Below are 12,690 nucleotides of genomic sequence, written 5' to 3'. Positions count from 1 at the left end.
CAAAGTCTTAATCTTCGTGTATATTTGCGGCTTATAAAACATCGAAAAAATGTTACAAGTACAGTTTATTAGAGAAAATAAAACCAAAGTTTTAGAAGGTTTAGCAAAACGTAATTTTGCTAATGCTGAAACACTTATTGAACAAGTTTTAACTGCAGATGAAAACAGAAGAGCTACACAAGTTGAGCTTGATAATACCTTAGCAGAATCTAATAAACTATCTAAAGAAATTGGTAACTTGTACAAAACAGGAAAAGCGCAAGAGGCTAATGTTTTAAAAGAAAAAACAGGGCAATTAAAAGAGAGTTCTAAAGAATTGTCTGAAAAACTGTCTCAATTTTCTGATGAATTAGACCAACTTTTGTATCAAATACCAAATGTACCTCATGCTTCTGTAAAAGCAGGCTCTTCAGAAGAAGACAATGAGAACATTTTTAGTGAAGGCACTATCCCTAATTTAGGAGATCATGCACTTCCTCATTGGGAGTTGGCCAAAAAATACGATATTATTGATTTTGAATTGGGTACTAAAATTTCTGGTGCTGGTTTTCCTGTTTATAAAGGAAAAGGAGCAAGGTTACAACGTGCTCTAATCAATTATTTTTTAGATAAAAATACAGCTGCTGGTTATAAAGAAGTTCAAGTGCCACATTTGGTAAATACAGCTTCTGCAACTGCAACTGGGCAATTGCCAGATAAAGATGGTCAAATGTATCATTCAACTGTAGATGATTTGTATTTAATACCAACTGCAGAAGTACCAATTACAAATATGTTTCGTGGAGATTTGGTTCAAGAATCAGATTTTCCAATTGCTTTAACTGGTTATACACCTTGTTTTAGACGCGAAGCTGGTAGTTATGGTGCTCACGTTCGTGGTTTAAACAGATTGCATCAATTTGATAAAGTAGAAATTGTAAGAGTAGAGCACCCAGAAAATTCTTACAAGGCTTTAGATGGAATGGTTGAACACATTAAAAATATTCTAAGAGAGCTTAAATTACCTTACAGAATTTTACGTTTGTGTGGTGGAGATACAGGTTTTACTTCTGCTTTAACTTTCGATTTTGAATTGTTTTCTACAGCTCAAGATAGATGGTTAGAAATTAGTTCTGCCTCTAATTTTGAAACTTTTCAGGCAAACAGATTAAAACTTCGTTTTAAGAACAAAGAAGGTAAAAGCGAATTAGCACACACGTTAAATGGTAGCTCATTGGCTTTACCACGTGTATTAGCTGGAATTTTAGAGAATTATCAAACAGAAAATGGAATTCAAGTTCCGGAAGTCTTGATTCCTTATACTGGTTTTGATATGATTAATTAGCAGTAATTGCTACCATTAATCTCTTGTATTTATTCATCTCTAAAAGCGAGTTTAAATAAGCACTTATTTGTCCGTTTTTCATAAACTCTATAGAGCTAGATTTTGCGTTTTCGTATTTGTTAGTTAGATCTTTCATAATCTTATTAGTTTAGTTATTTATCATATAGACAACATTCGTGCCAAAATGTTACAGACAATTCATCTAAATAAGGTTTGTTTAGTAAAAAATTAACATTTATGTTGATTATCTTTGAAAAGTATGAAACAAATTTTCCTAACCTTTTTTATATTAATTAGTTGTTTGTCTTTTGCACAGAGTGAAGATCAAAACAGTTTTTATTTAGCAGAAACCTACTATAGGCAAGGAGAATACGAAAAAGCAACTCAAATTTTTGAGAAGCTTTATCAAAAAAGTTCATTCAATACTACCTATTTAACACGCCTAATTTCTTGCTACCAAGAAACAGATAAATTTGATGTTGCAGAAAATTTATTAAAAAATAGAATTAAAGAAAATGCAACTCATAGTTATTTGTACGTTTTATTAGGCTATAATTTTGATAGACAACAATTAAAAGAATTGGCAAATGCGAACTATAAAAAAGCAATAAACTCTTTAGAAGAATTTGCCAATTATGGAGGCATTATGGGTAGGCTTTTTAAAGATTACAACCTTTTAGATAATGCAATATTGGCGTATGAAAAAGCCATGCAGAAAAATCCGAATGTTAACTATAACTTTCAAATTGCCCAGATTTATGGAGAAAAAGGTGATTATCAACAGATGTTTGAATCGTATATAAACCTTTTAGATAAAAACAGTTCATATTTAGATTTGGTGCAAAGATATGCTAGCAGATATATTACAGATGATGCTGAAAATACTACCAATCAAATTTTTAGAAAAACACTATTAAGAAAAGCTACTAGTAATCCAAAAAACGAATGGAACATTCTCTTAAGTTGGCTTTTTGCACAACAGAAAGATTACAATAAAGCATTTATACAAGAGAAAGCCTTGTATCAAAGAAATAGTGGCAACTTAGACCAAATTTTTAATTTAGGTAAAATAGCATTTGAAAACAGAGCTTATGAAGCGGCTCAAGATTGTTTTAATTTTGTTAATGAAAAAGCATTTTTAGTAGAAGAGCGAGTAGATTCAAATGTATACCTAGCCAAAATAGCAGTTGCTACCAAAAATCCAGAAACAGAAAATTTATTTCAAAATTTATTTAATGAGCTTGGTAAAAATCAACTAACAATAGCATTGCAAGTAGAATATGCAGACTACTTAACCTTTGTTAAAAACGAACCTCTACAAGCCACTAAAGTTTTAGAAGAAGCTTTGTCTTATGCTTATTCTAAATTCGAAAAAGGCAACATCAAACTAAAATTAGGAGATGTGTTGGTTTTTAGAGGGCAGTTTAATAAAGCTCTCATTTATTTTTCACAGATTCAAACGCAGTTAAAAGGCTCTGAATTAGCACAAGAAGCACGTTTTAAAGTAGCACAGACTAGTTATTTTAAGGGCGATTTTACTTGGGCTAAGGCACAATTAAAAGTTTTAAAAGGCGCTACAACCAAACTTATTGCTAACGATGCTATAGATTTGTTTCTAAAAATCACAGACAATGAACCTGTAGATTCTATACCTTCTGGATTAAAACAATTGGCAAAAGCAGAATTGTTATCTTATCAAAATAAAAACCAAGAAGGTTTAGAGGTAATTGCTAATTTATTTTCATCTAAAGATTTATTTGTAAATGGTTTAGTTCCTGGAGAAGTAATTTATGATGATGCTCTTTTTTTACAAGCCAAATTGTTAATTAAAGAAGATAGGTTTTTAGAGGCTATTGCCAGTTTAGAAAAAATAATTGCAGCAGATAATCAAAGTTTTTTGGTAGATGATATTTACTTTTTAATGGCAGAAACGTACAATTATCAGTTAAATGATGCAGAAAAAGCCAAAGAGTTCTATCAAAAAATTATCTTTGACCATCCTTCTAGCATTTATTTAGTAGAGGCTAGAAAAAAGTTTAGAAAATTAAGAGGAGATAACCTTTAAAAAATATAAAATGTACATATACAACGTAACTATAAATGTAGATGATGCTGTTCATGAAGAATGGTTAACTTGGATGGAAACTCACATTTTAGATGTTTTAAACACAGGCAAATTTATATCTGCAAAATTCACCCAAATTATGGTTGAAGAAGAAATGGGAGGTAAGTCTTACTCTGTGCAATACACTGCAGAAACTAAAGATGATTTAGAAGATTATTATAATGATGATGCAGAGGCTTTACGTATAGAAACTTTGCAAAAATTTGGCGATAAAATTTTAGCTTTCAGAACCGAATTAAGACTAATTAAAGAGTTTTATCCAACAGCAATGAGCAACTAAAACTATGTCTGTAAAAGCAAAAAAACACCTTGGTCAACATTTTTTAACAGATGAAAGTATTGCAAAAGATATTGCAGATGCTCTAACTGAAGAAGGATATAACCATGTTTTAGAAATTGGGCCAGGAATGGGTGTTTTAACCAAATACTTGTTACAGAAAAAACCTAAAACTACTGTTTTAGAGTTAGATAGAGAATCTGTAAGTTATTTAAAAGAGGTTTTTCCAATAGAGCATTTAAATTTAAATACTACTTCAGATAATTTTCAAATTATAGAAGGCGATTTTTTAAAGAAAGATTTACAAACACTTTTTAATAAAGAGCAGGTAGCTATTATTGGTAACTTTCCTTATAATATATCTACCCAAATTGTTTTTAAGGCTATAGAAAATAGAGAATTTGTACCAGAATTTGCAGGTATGTTTCAAAAAGAAGTAGCCAAAAGAATTGCAGAAAAAGAGGGTTCTAAAGTTTACGGAATTCTATCTGTACTAACACAAGCTTTTTTTGATGTAGAATATTTATTTACAGTGCCTCCAACAGTTTTTAATCCACCACCAAAGGTAGATTCTGGTGTAATTCGTTTAATCAGAAAAAAAGACTATTCTTTACCTGTAGATGAAAAACTATTTTTTAGAGTCGTAAAAACCGCTTTTAATCAAAGAAGAAAAATGCTAAGGTCTAGCTTAAAATCCTTTAAACTTTCGGATTCTTTAAAAGAAGACCCTATATTTGCGAGAAGACCAGAACAATTGTCTGTTCAAGAATTTATTTCACTCACGCAAAAAATAGCAAATAATGCCATTTGATATTTCAGAAGAATTCTTAGATAACCTATCAGGTTTAATTGCATTAGATAAATCTAAAGAAATTACTGCCCTATTTGCTGATGTTCACTTTGCAGATATTGCAGAAGTTTTAGATGAGGTAAATTTTGATGAGGCTATTTACATCATAAAACTTTTAGATAGCGAAAAAACCTCGGAAATTCTTACTGAATTAGATGAAGATATTCGTGAAAAAATTCTTCAAAACTTATCTGCACAAGAAATTGCAGATGAAGTAGGTGAGATGGATTCAGATGATGCTGCAGATATTATTGGAGAGTTATCTATTGAGCGTCAAAACAGGGTAATTAATGCCTTAGAAGATGATGTACTTGCAGCAGATATTAAAGAACTTTTATCTTACGAAGAAAATACTGCAGGTGCTTTAATGGCTAAAGAATTAGTTAAAGTATATGAAACTTGGACAGTTGCAGGCTGTATGCGCAGAATTCGTGGGCAAGCCAAAGAAGTAACCAGAGTTCACTCTATCTATGTAGTAGATAAAGAAGAAAAATTAGTTGGTAGACTTTCTTTAAAAGACTTAATTATTGCAAAATCAGATCAAAAAATTGCTGAAATTTCTAAGCATAAAGTAGATGCTGTAAATGTATCTGAAGATGATGAGGAAATTGCAAAAATTATGGCCAAATATGATTTAGAAGCCATACCAGTTGTAGATGATAACAATGTTTTATTGGGTAGAATTACTATTGATGATATTGTAGATGTAATTAGAGATGAAGCAGACAAAGATTACCAAATGGCTGCAGGTTTTTCTCAAGATGTAGAAGTAAATGATAGCATTTGGGAAATTACTAAAGCACGTTTACCATGGCTAATTTTAGCACTTTTTGGCGGCTTTATTTCAGTATCTGTTTTAGGTAGTTTTGATAGTGCCATGAATGAATATCCAGAGCTTTTCTTTTTTACACCTTTAATTGCAGCAATGGCTGGTAATGTTGGTGTACAATCTTCTGCAATTATTGTGCAAGGTTTGGCAAATGATAGCCTTAAAGGTTCGCTTTTTAAACGTTTGTTAAAAGAAATTCTACAAGGTTTACTAAATGGTTTTGTTTTGGCAGCACTTTTAATGTCTGCAGGAATGCTATTTCTTGGTTTTCCTTTAAACTTAGGTATTACAGTCGCAGCTTCATTAATATCTGTAATTATTATTGCCTCAATTATTGGTACATTTATACCTATTATTTTAGCAAAAAGAGGTGTAGACCCTGCCTTAGCAACTGGCCCATTTATTACTACTAGTAATGATATTTTGGGTATTTTAATCTATTTTACAATAGCCCAACTAGTTTTAGGTTTTTAGAAGCAATTTCCAGCTTTCATTACTCGCTTTTTTATAAAAATAAAAAGAGCTCAAACAGGCCATTCAATCTGGGCTAAACCTATTTATAAACTATAAGAATTTATAAGCTAACTTATACTTTATAAGCCTCTAATTTTAGTGAACAAATCCCAAATTACAACTCCAGTAGTTACAGAAATATTTAAAGAGTGCTTGGTGCCTAGTTGTGGAATTTCTATACAAAAATCACTAGCGTTTATGACTTCTTGTTGCACACCTTTAACTTCATTTCCCATAACAATTGCATATTTTTCAGCTAGTTTAGGAGTAAAAGTATCAAGCATTGTAGAATTTTCAGCCTGTTCAATAGATAGTACTTTTATACCTTCTTTTTTCAACTTTTTCACCAAGGTTAAAGTATCTTCTACATACTCCCAATCTACAGATTCTGTAGCTCCTAAAGCAGTTTTATGAATGTCTTTATTAGGTGGAGTAGCAGAAATACCACACAAGTAAATTTTATCAATTAAAAAAGCATCACTAGTTCTAAAAACAGAGCCAATGTTATTTAGGCTTCTTACATTATCTAAAATTACAATTATAGGGGTCTTTTCTACGGCTTTAAATTCATCAACAGAAATTCTACCTAACTCGTTATTTTTTAATTTCCTCATGTTTGCTTGTACTATTATCTTTTGGCTTTTAGTTCGTTTACTATGAAAACTAATAGGTAAAAGCCAATGGCTAAAGTCTTTTTTTTATCTTCGCAAAACTAACTGAAAATTTCCAAAAACTTGGCAAAATCAAAAGCGAAAAAGGTTACGCCTTTAATGAAACAATACAATGCCATCAAGATTAAATTTCCTGATGCTATGTTGCTTTTTCGTGTTGGAGATTTCTATGAAACTTTTGGTGATGATGCTAAAAAAGCAGCACAAGTTTTAGGCATTACACTTACCAAAAGAGGTGCAGGTTCAGACTCTGAAACAGCTTTAGCTGGTTTTCCTCATCATTCTTTAAATACGTATTTACCAAAATTGGTAAAAGCAGGAATGCGTGTTGCCATTTGCGATCAATTAGAAGACCCAAAAATGACCAAAACCATTGTAAAACGTGGAGTTACAGAATTGGTTACTCCTGGAGTTTCGTTAAATGACGAGGTTTTACAAAGCAAAAGCAACAATTTTTTAGCTTCTGTTCATTTTGATAAAAAACAACTCGGAATTTCATTTCTTGATGTTTCTACAGGTGAATATTTGGTTGCACAAGGAACTGCAGAGTATATTGATAAATTGTTACAGAATTTCAGCCCAAGTGAAGTTTTAGTTCAGAAACAAAATAAGCAACAATTTTTAGAACTTTTTGAGAATAGATATTACACTTTTTACTTGGATGATTGGGTGTATCAAAAAGAATATGCTCATGAAACGTTACAAAATCATTTTAAGGTAAAAACGCTGAAAGGGTTTGGAATTCAAGATTTAAAAAACGGAATTATTGCTGCAGGTGCAGTATTGTATTATTTATCAGAAACGCAACACAATCAATTAAAACACATTCAAAATATTAGCAGAATTGCTGAAGATAATTATGTTTGGATGGATCGTTTTACAGTGCGTAATTTAGAATTGTACAACCCAAATTCTGTAAACGCAGTTACGCTTTTAGATGTAATTGATAAAACTATTTCACCTATGGGTGGAAGATTGTTAAAACGCTGGTTGGCTTTGCCTTTAAAAAATATTGATGAAATTAAAAATCGTCATGAATTGGTAAAGTTTTTTATAGATTCTGATGAGTTTTCGCAAACTGTAACCTATCAATTAAAACAAATTTCTGATTTAGAAAGGCTCATTTCTAAAGTGGCTACAGGTAAAGCTTCTCCAAGAGAAATCGTATTGTTGAAAGATTCGCTAAAAGCAATTTTACCTATAAAAAATGAAGCTGAAAAGAGTAAAAATAAAGCAGTTCAAAATTTAGGAAAACAACTCCACACTTGTGAAGATCTAATCTCTAAAATTTCTGAAACCTTGTTTGATGAAGCTCCTGTAAACATCAATAAAGGAAATGCAATTGCCAACAATGTACATCAAGAATTAGATGATTTACGCGCAATTTCATCATCAGGAAAACAGTTTTTAGATGATATGTTAACGCGTGAAACTGAAGCTACAGGAATTACAAGCTTAAAAATTGCGTTCAACAATGTGTTTGGCTATTATATTGAAGTTAGAAACACACATAAAGATAAAGTTCCTGAACAATGGATTAGAAAACAGACCTTAGTTTCTGCTGAAAGATACATTACTGAAGAGCTTAAAGAATACGAAACCAAAATTTTAGGAGCAGAGGAAAAAATTGCCAAATTAGAGCAAGAAATTTTCTCGAAACTGTTGCAATACATCATTCAATTTGTTGATGTTGTGCAAGAAAATGCACAGATTATTGCAAAAATAGATTGTTTGTTGTCTTTTTCTGTATTGGCTGTAGATAATAATTACGTTCGTCCTATTATGGATGAAAGTACAGATTTAGAGATTAAAAACGGTAGGCATCCTGTAATTGAAAAACAACTTCCTATTGATCAAACCTATATTGCTAATGATGTTGTTTTAAACAGAAATCAGCAACAAATTATAATGATTACTGGACCAAACATGTCTGGTAAATCAGCCATTTTGCGTCAAACTGCTTTGATTGTTTTATTAGCACAAATGGGTTGTTATGTGCCTGCGCAAAATGCAAAAATTGGGATTGTAGACAAGATTTTTACTAGAGTTGGTGCTAGTGATAATATTTCTATGGGCGAATCTACATTTATGGTAGAAATGAACGAAACTGCATCAATCTTAAATAACGTTTCTGAGCGTAGTTTAATTTTGTTAGATGAGATTGGTAGAGGAACCTCTACTTATGATGGTATTTCTATTGCTTGGGCCATTTCTGAGTTCTTGCACGAACATCCTACCAAAGCAAAAACATTATTTGCAACCCATTATCACGAATTGAATGAAATGACCACCACTTTTGAGCGCATTAAGAACTTTAATGTGTCTGTAAAAGAACTAGAAGACAACATAATTTTCTTACGTAAATTAGTATCTGGAGGCTCAAATCATAGTTTTGGTATTCACGTTGCTAAATTAGCTGGAATGCCAAATATGGTAATTCATAGAGCGAATAAAATACTAGCTCAACTGGAAAAAAATAATAAAAATGATGACGTAAAGGATGTTTTAAAACAAACACAACACGAAGAAATGCAGCTTAGCTTTTTTCAGTTAGATGATCCTTTATTAGAAAATATTCGTGAAGAAATATTGGCAACAAATATTGATACACTTACACCAATTGAGGCTTTAATGAAACTGAACGAAATAAAGCGAATGTTGATTAAAGAAAATGGTAAATAATCTAGAACAAGGCTTTTTTGGCATAGGTATTCAGAATGGAAAAACACCTGAAAATTTAGGCGTTCTTTGGAGGTCTGCACAAAATATGGGTGCAAGTTTTATTTTTACCATTGGTAATAGATATGCAAAACAAGCTTGTGATACACATAAAGCAACTGGTGCAATGCCTTACTTTCATTACAAAAATTTTGATGATTTCTTTGATAATTTACCCAAAGGTGCAATGTTAGTTGGTGTAGAGCTAGATGAAAAATCGGTTCAATTAGAAACGTTTACACACCCCAAACGTTGTGTTTATTTACTAGGAGCAGAAGATCATGGTATACCTAAATTGGCTATAGAAAAAGCGCATCATCTTGTAAAATTTAAATCTGAATTAAGTTTAAATGTGGCTGTAGCTGGTAGTATTGTTATGTATGATAGGCAAGCTAAATTAAATTTCCAATAGCATTTAATCTAGAAGGCTCTTCTTATAAACTCTAGCATAAACAAAAGGAGTAATTAGCACCACAAAAGAAACAATATCAAAAAATAAGTTTTTAGGTAGAAAGTAATTTAGCACCAAATAAGCGCCTGAAATACCAAAGACTAACGTAAGTTTTTTGTTATGGGAATAGGTAAATACTGCTAATATTAACATTAGTAAACCCACTATTGTATATATTTCTTTTACACTTAAATCTATCATTGGTATAAACATAAAAAAATAAAACCTAAAAGCAAAAAAATTGCTCTTAGGTTTTAGATTCTAAGGGGTTTTAGGGGTAATATATATTGTTAGATAGACCTCTTTAATCTAAGTAATTTGTTGGTTGAGTTTAAGTAACTATTATAAATAGATTCGTATTGAATTAACTCATCAAAACTATAAGGAGCTGCATTTGCATTACCAATAATTAAATCGCCATTTTTAATTAATGAACTTTTAAAATTATTAGTTGCACTATGATCTTTTAACTCAATAGCACCTTCAAACTTTTTAATTTGAATGTTTTCATCTGCCAATAAAGCTTTTCTACCAGATACCTTATCTAAAATATAAACCTTGGCATTTACGTTGTTTGCACCACGAATCTTTTTAACAAGATCTGTTTCTACGTAAAACATAAAATCAGACGTAGGCCTACACTCAAACTGTTGTTTGGATAAGGTTTCAATAACGTTAATGGTATCTAAATTAAGGCTTGGTTTTGTTGAAGACATTTCTGCTTTACTAAAAGCAAATATACCAACAAGTACTACAGCTAGCGCTGCAACTTTTCTTAGGGGTTTCATCTTAAGGGGTTTAAGGGTTAAAGCAACAAAGTTAAATAATAATTTTCATTAAAACCGAACGAACTTTAAAAAAATATTCCATTTTGGAAAGATTTACTTTTATTTTAATTTTAATTCATTGACTTACAGTGTTTTAAAAATTAAAGAATTTACAATTATTTAACTATCAGAATATTAAATAAGCGTTAAAAACTAAAATTTTGACCAATTGAGCAAATTATTTATTAGAATTAACTTTATCTTTGCAGCATGTTAAGCACACATTTTCTGTTTATTGGTACTCCAGAGGTTTTTGTAATTATGTTAATTGTAGTTATGGTCTTTGGTGCAGATAAAATTCCTGAAATAGCCAGAGGTTTAGGTAAAGGAATTCGTCAAGTAAAAGACGCTACTAATGACATCAAAAAAGAAATTAACGAAAGTGCTAAATTAAACGATTTAGATATTGATGTTACCAAAGACATCACTAAAGAGGTAAATGGGGTTAAAGATAAGTTAGACGATTTTACTGGCCCAATTAAAAGAAATCGATAAAAATTACTGCTTAACCCTGCTTATTGTAAGGCCATCTCTTATGGGCAAAAGCACAGTTTCTATTCTATCATCTGTATTTAATAACGTATTATAAGCCAATAATTCTTTAGTATCATTGTCTTTTGGATCTAATTCTTTAATTACTTTACCACTCCATAAAACATTATCAGATAAAATAATTCCTCCTGGTTTCATTTTATCAATGATTAAATGAAAGTAATTTGAGTAGTTTGATTTATCTGCATCAATAAAAACCAAATCGAACTTTTCTGAAATTGTAGGTATAATTTCTAAAGCATTACCTACTTTTTGTACAATTTGATTTCTATAACCCGATTTTTCGAAGTATTTGTTTTGAAGGGTTTCTAACTCTTCGTTTTTATCTAAAGTAATAATAGTACCTTCTTTTTGCAAACCTTCTGCCAAACATAGTGCAGAATACCCTGTGTAAGTACCTATTTCTAAAATATGTTTCGGGTTTATTAATTTAGATAAAATAGAAAGCAACCTACCTTGATAAGCACCACTTAACATTCTAGGATTCAATACTTTTTGCCAAGTTTCTCTACTTAATTCTTTAAGAATTTGAGGTTCTTGTTGTGAATGATTCACAACATAATCATCTAATTTTTCTGGTAGAAAATGCATGCTTAAATTTTTATCAAAAGTAAAAAAAACGGACTTTATATTTCTATAAAAATCCGTTTCTATTTTAGTTGTTATTAAAAAAACAGTGACGTGCACTGCAATTATTTAGGCCTTAACCTCTTTTAGTTTTTGCTTTAAAACCTCTTTTTCTTCAGAAGTTAAACAATGATTGATTTTTTTACAACCCTCTGCTTTTTTCTTATAAAAAACACTAAGTAGTAAGTTTTGTTTTGTGTAAAGTTTACAAATTTCACAGCGCAAAAAATGAAGGTTTAATTTTATCTTTTCTAAAAGTGTAGCCTCTCCATATTGATTTTTGTCACAAATTTTTGTGGCTTCATCACAAGTTATATTTAATCTTTTAAACATCTCTTAATTATTAAACCAGTTATCTTCCATACATTTTCTTAATTGCGTTCTAGCTCTATGGATAATTACCCATAAATTGGACGCAGTTATTTCTAACTCCTTACAGATTTCTTCTGTTTCGAATTCCTGTATTGTTTTCATTCTAAACACCATAGCATATTTTTCTGGTAAATTATCTATGCATGCATCTATTTGACTTTTAAGTTCTTCGTTTTCAATAGCTTTTTCTGAAGCATTGTTCCAATCTTGTGGTACTCTTTCCTCGAGCCAATTTCCCTCATTTTCACCATCATTATAAAAGTTCATTCGAACTTCTGCCTGGCCTTTTTTAGAGTTGATTTTTCTATAATGATCTATTACTTTTCGTTTTAAAATAGACACCAGCCAAGTTCTTTCTGAAGCTTTACCTTGAAAATTCTTTGCAGATTTTAATCCTGCAAAAAAAGTGTCTTGTACCAAATCTTTTGCTAAATCGCTATTGTTAACGCGCACAACAGCATAATTAAATAGATAGTCTGCATATTCGTCTATCCAGTTATTGGGGTTTAAAGTATTTTTGTTTTGTAACATTCTTATTTTCAGGAAAAAATCAA

15 protein-coding genes are annotated in these 12,690 nt (G+C 30.8%); 8 read left to right on the top strand and 7 right to left on the bottom strand.

Going from position 1 to position 12,690, the window contains the following annotated elements; translation table 11 throughout:
• The first annotated feature begins 49 nt into the window (after nucleotides 1–49).
• Nucleotides 50–1,324 (top strand): serine--tRNA ligase, encoded by a 1,275-nt coding sequence (gene serS, locus MED152_RS08895; protein ID WP_015481536.1) that lies wholly within the window; start codon nucleotides 50–52, stop codon nucleotides 1,322–1,324.
• Here the strand turns inward: serS and MED152_RS13740 are convergent.
• A complete protein-coding gene (locus MED152_RS13740) occupies nucleotides 1,317–1,460 on the bottom strand; it encodes a hypothetical protein (RefSeq protein WP_015481535.1) in 144 nt (47 codons plus the stop codon). The two genes, serS and MED152_RS13740, sit on opposite strands and share 8 nt — an antisense overlap.
• A 123-nt stretch (nucleotides 1,461–1,583) precedes the next feature.
• Between MED152_RS13740 and MED152_RS08890 the strand changes: the two genes are divergently transcribed.
• The 4 genes from MED152_RS08890 to mgtE are packed head-to-tail and all read left to right on the top strand — an operon-like array spanning nucleotide 1,584 to nucleotide 5,879.
• Complete coding sequence (locus tag MED152_RS08890) at nucleotides 1,584–3,389, top strand: tetratricopeptide repeat protein (protein ID WP_015481534.1); 1,806 nt, start codon at nucleotides 1,584–1,586, stop codon at nucleotides 3,387–3,389.
• A 10-nt stretch (nucleotides 3,390–3,399) separates the two neighbouring features.
• Nucleotides 3,400–3,729, top strand: a complete 330-nt coding sequence (locus MED152_RS08885) for a DUF4286 family protein (protein WP_015481533.1) — start codon at nucleotides 3,400–3,402, stop codon at nucleotides 3,727–3,729.
• Between the two features lie 4 nt (nucleotides 3,730–3,733).
• On the top strand, nucleotides 3,734–4,537 hold the full coding sequence (gene rsmA / locus MED152_RS08880) for a 16S rRNA (adenine(1518)-N(6)/adenine(1519)-N(6))-dimethyltransferase RsmA (RefSeq protein ID WP_015481532.1): 804 nt from the start codon (nucleotides 3,734–3,736) through the stop codon (nucleotides 4,535–4,537).
• A complete protein-coding gene (mgtE, locus tag MED152_RS08875; protein ID WP_015481531.1) occupies nucleotides 4,527–5,879 on the top strand; it encodes a magnesium transporter in 1,353 nt (450 codons plus the stop codon). Before rsmA ends, mgtE begins: the two co-directional genes overlap by 11 nt.
• Before the next feature lie 119 nt (nucleotides 5,880–5,998).
• Here the strand turns inward: mgtE and MED152_RS08870 are convergent, their stop codons facing one another.
• Nucleotides 5,999–6,532, bottom strand: coding sequence for an RNA methyltransferase (locus tag MED152_RS08870; RefSeq protein WP_015481530.1), 534 nt, complete (start codon nucleotides 6,530–6,532; stop codon nucleotides 5,999–6,001).
• Nucleotides 6,533–6,652: 120 nt separating this feature from the next.
• Between MED152_RS08870 and mutS the strand changes: the two genes are divergently transcribed.
• Together mutS and MED152_RS08860 are read left to right on the top strand one after the other, a co-directional pair.
• Nucleotides 6,653–9,271 carry a DNA mismatch repair protein MutS gene (mutS, locus tag MED152_RS08865; RefSeq protein ID WP_041383545.1) on the top strand — a complete coding sequence of 873 codons (2,619 nt, stop codon included), beginning with the start codon at nucleotides 6,653–6,655 and terminating at the stop codon, nucleotides 9,269–9,271.
• Nucleotides 9,261–9,719 (top strand): RNA methyltransferase, encoded by a 459-nt coding sequence (locus MED152_RS08860; RefSeq protein ID WP_015481528.1) that lies wholly within the window; start codon nucleotides 9,261–9,263, stop codon nucleotides 9,717–9,719. The genes mutS and MED152_RS08860 overlap by 11 nt, the downstream gene beginning before the upstream one ends.
• A gap of 3 nt (nucleotides 9,720–9,722) precedes the next feature.
• Here the strand turns inward: MED152_RS08860 and MED152_RS08855 are convergent, their stop codons facing one another.
• Together MED152_RS08855 and MED152_RS08850 are read right to left on the bottom strand one after the other, a co-directional pair.
• Complete coding sequence (locus MED152_RS08855) at nucleotides 9,723–9,959, bottom strand: hypothetical protein (RefSeq protein ID WP_148284808.1); 237 nt, start codon at nucleotides 9,957–9,959, stop codon at nucleotides 9,723–9,725.
• Between the two features lie 89 nt (nucleotides 9,960–10,048).
• A complete protein-coding gene (locus MED152_RS08850; protein WP_015481526.1) occupies nucleotides 10,049–10,546 on the bottom strand; it encodes a hypothetical protein in 498 nt (165 codons plus the stop codon).
• A 249-nt stretch (nucleotides 10,547–10,795) separates the two neighbouring features.
• Between MED152_RS08850 and MED152_RS08845 the strand changes: the two genes are divergently transcribed.
• Nucleotides 10,796–11,080, top strand: coding sequence for a twin-arginine translocase TatA/TatE family subunit (locus tag MED152_RS08845; protein WP_015481525.1), 285 nt, complete (start codon nucleotides 10,796–10,798; stop codon nucleotides 11,078–11,080).
• A 3-nt stretch (nucleotides 11,081–11,083) separates the two neighbouring features.
• On the opposite strand, the gene MED152_RS08840 is transcribed toward MED152_RS08845, so the two are convergent.
• The 3 genes from MED152_RS08840 to MED152_RS08830 all read right to left on the bottom strand — a co-directional run bounded on the left by MED152_RS08840 (nucleotide 11,084) and on the right by MED152_RS08830 (nucleotide 12,667).
• The gene (locus tag MED152_RS08840; RefSeq protein ID WP_015481524.1) at nucleotides 11,084–11,728 is read right to left on the bottom strand and encodes an O-methyltransferase; all 645 of its coding nucleotides are present in this window, start codon (nucleotides 11,726–11,728) and stop codon (nucleotides 11,084–11,086) included.
• Between the two features lie 105 nt (nucleotides 11,729–11,833).
• On the bottom strand, nucleotides 11,834–12,097 hold the full coding sequence (locus MED152_RS08835; protein ID WP_015481523.1) for a hypothetical protein: 264 nt from the start codon (nucleotides 12,095–12,097) through the stop codon (nucleotides 11,834–11,836).
• 3 nt (nucleotides 12,098–12,100) lie between these two features.
• Nucleotides 12,101–12,667 (bottom strand): sigma-70 family RNA polymerase sigma factor, encoded by a 567-nt coding sequence (locus MED152_RS08830; protein ID WP_015481522.1) that lies wholly within the window; start codon nucleotides 12,665–12,667, stop codon nucleotides 12,101–12,103.
• Between the last annotated feature and the right edge of the window lie 23 nt (nucleotides 12,668–12,690).

Origin of the sequence: Polaribacter sp. MED152 (genome assembly GCF_000152945.2) — a bacterium.
In the GTDB taxonomy this organism is placed as follows: domain Bacteria; phylum Bacteroidota; class Bacteroidia; order Flavobacteriales; family Flavobacteriaceae; genus Polaribacter.
This window is presented reverse-complemented; position numbering and strand designations above follow the sequence as displayed.

Bases quoted from the DNA above. Each gene is read 5' to 3' on its own strand.
- serS (WP_015481536.1), top strand. From the start codon at position 50: ATGTTACAAGTACAGTTTATTAGAGAAAATAAAACCAAAGTTTTAGAA.
- MED152_RS13740 (WP_015481535.1), bottom strand. From the start codon at position 1,460: ATGAAAGATCTAACTAACAAATACGAAAACGCAAAATCTAGCTCTATA.
- MED152_RS08890 (WP_015481534.1), top strand. From the start codon at position 1,584: ATGAAACAAATTTTCCTAACCTTTTTTATATTAATTAGTTGTTTGTCT.
- MED152_RS08885 (WP_015481533.1), top strand. From the start codon at position 3,400: ATGTACATATACAACGTAACTATAAATGTAGATGATGCTGTTCATGAA.
- rsmA (WP_015481532.1), top strand. From the start codon at position 3,734: ATGTCTGTAAAAGCAAAAAAACACCTTGGTCAACATTTTTTAACAGAT.
- mgtE (WP_015481531.1), top strand. From the start codon at position 4,527: ATGCCATTTGATATTTCAGAAGAATTCTTAGATAACCTATCAGGTTTA.
- MED152_RS08870 (WP_015481530.1), bottom strand. From the start codon at position 6,532: ATGAGGAAATTAAAAAATAACGAGTTAGGTAGAATTTCTGTTGATGAA.
- MED152_RS08860 (WP_015481528.1), top strand. From the start codon at position 9,261: ATGGTAAATAATCTAGAACAAGGCTTTTTTGGCATAGGTATTCAGAAT.
- MED152_RS08855 (WP_148284808.1), bottom strand. From the start codon at position 9,959: ATGATAGATTTAAGTGTAAAAGAAATATATACAATAGTGGGTTTACTA.
- MED152_RS08850 (WP_015481526.1), bottom strand. From the start codon at position 10,546: ATGAAACCCCTAAGAAAAGTTGCAGCGCTAGCTGTAGTACTTGTTGGT.
- MED152_RS08845 (WP_015481525.1), top strand. From the start codon at position 10,796: ATGTTAAGCACACATTTTCTGTTTATTGGTACTCCAGAGGTTTTTGTA.
- MED152_RS08840 (WP_015481524.1), bottom strand. From the start codon at position 11,728: ATGCATTTTCTACCAGAAAAATTAGATGATTATGTTGTGAATCATTCA.
- MED152_RS08835 (WP_015481523.1), bottom strand. From the start codon at position 12,097: ATGTTTAAAAGATTAAATATAACTTGTGATGAAGCCACAAAAATTTGT.
- MED152_RS08830 (WP_015481522.1), bottom strand. From the start codon at position 12,667: ATGTTACAAAACAAAAATACTTTAAACCCCAATAACTGGATAGACGAA.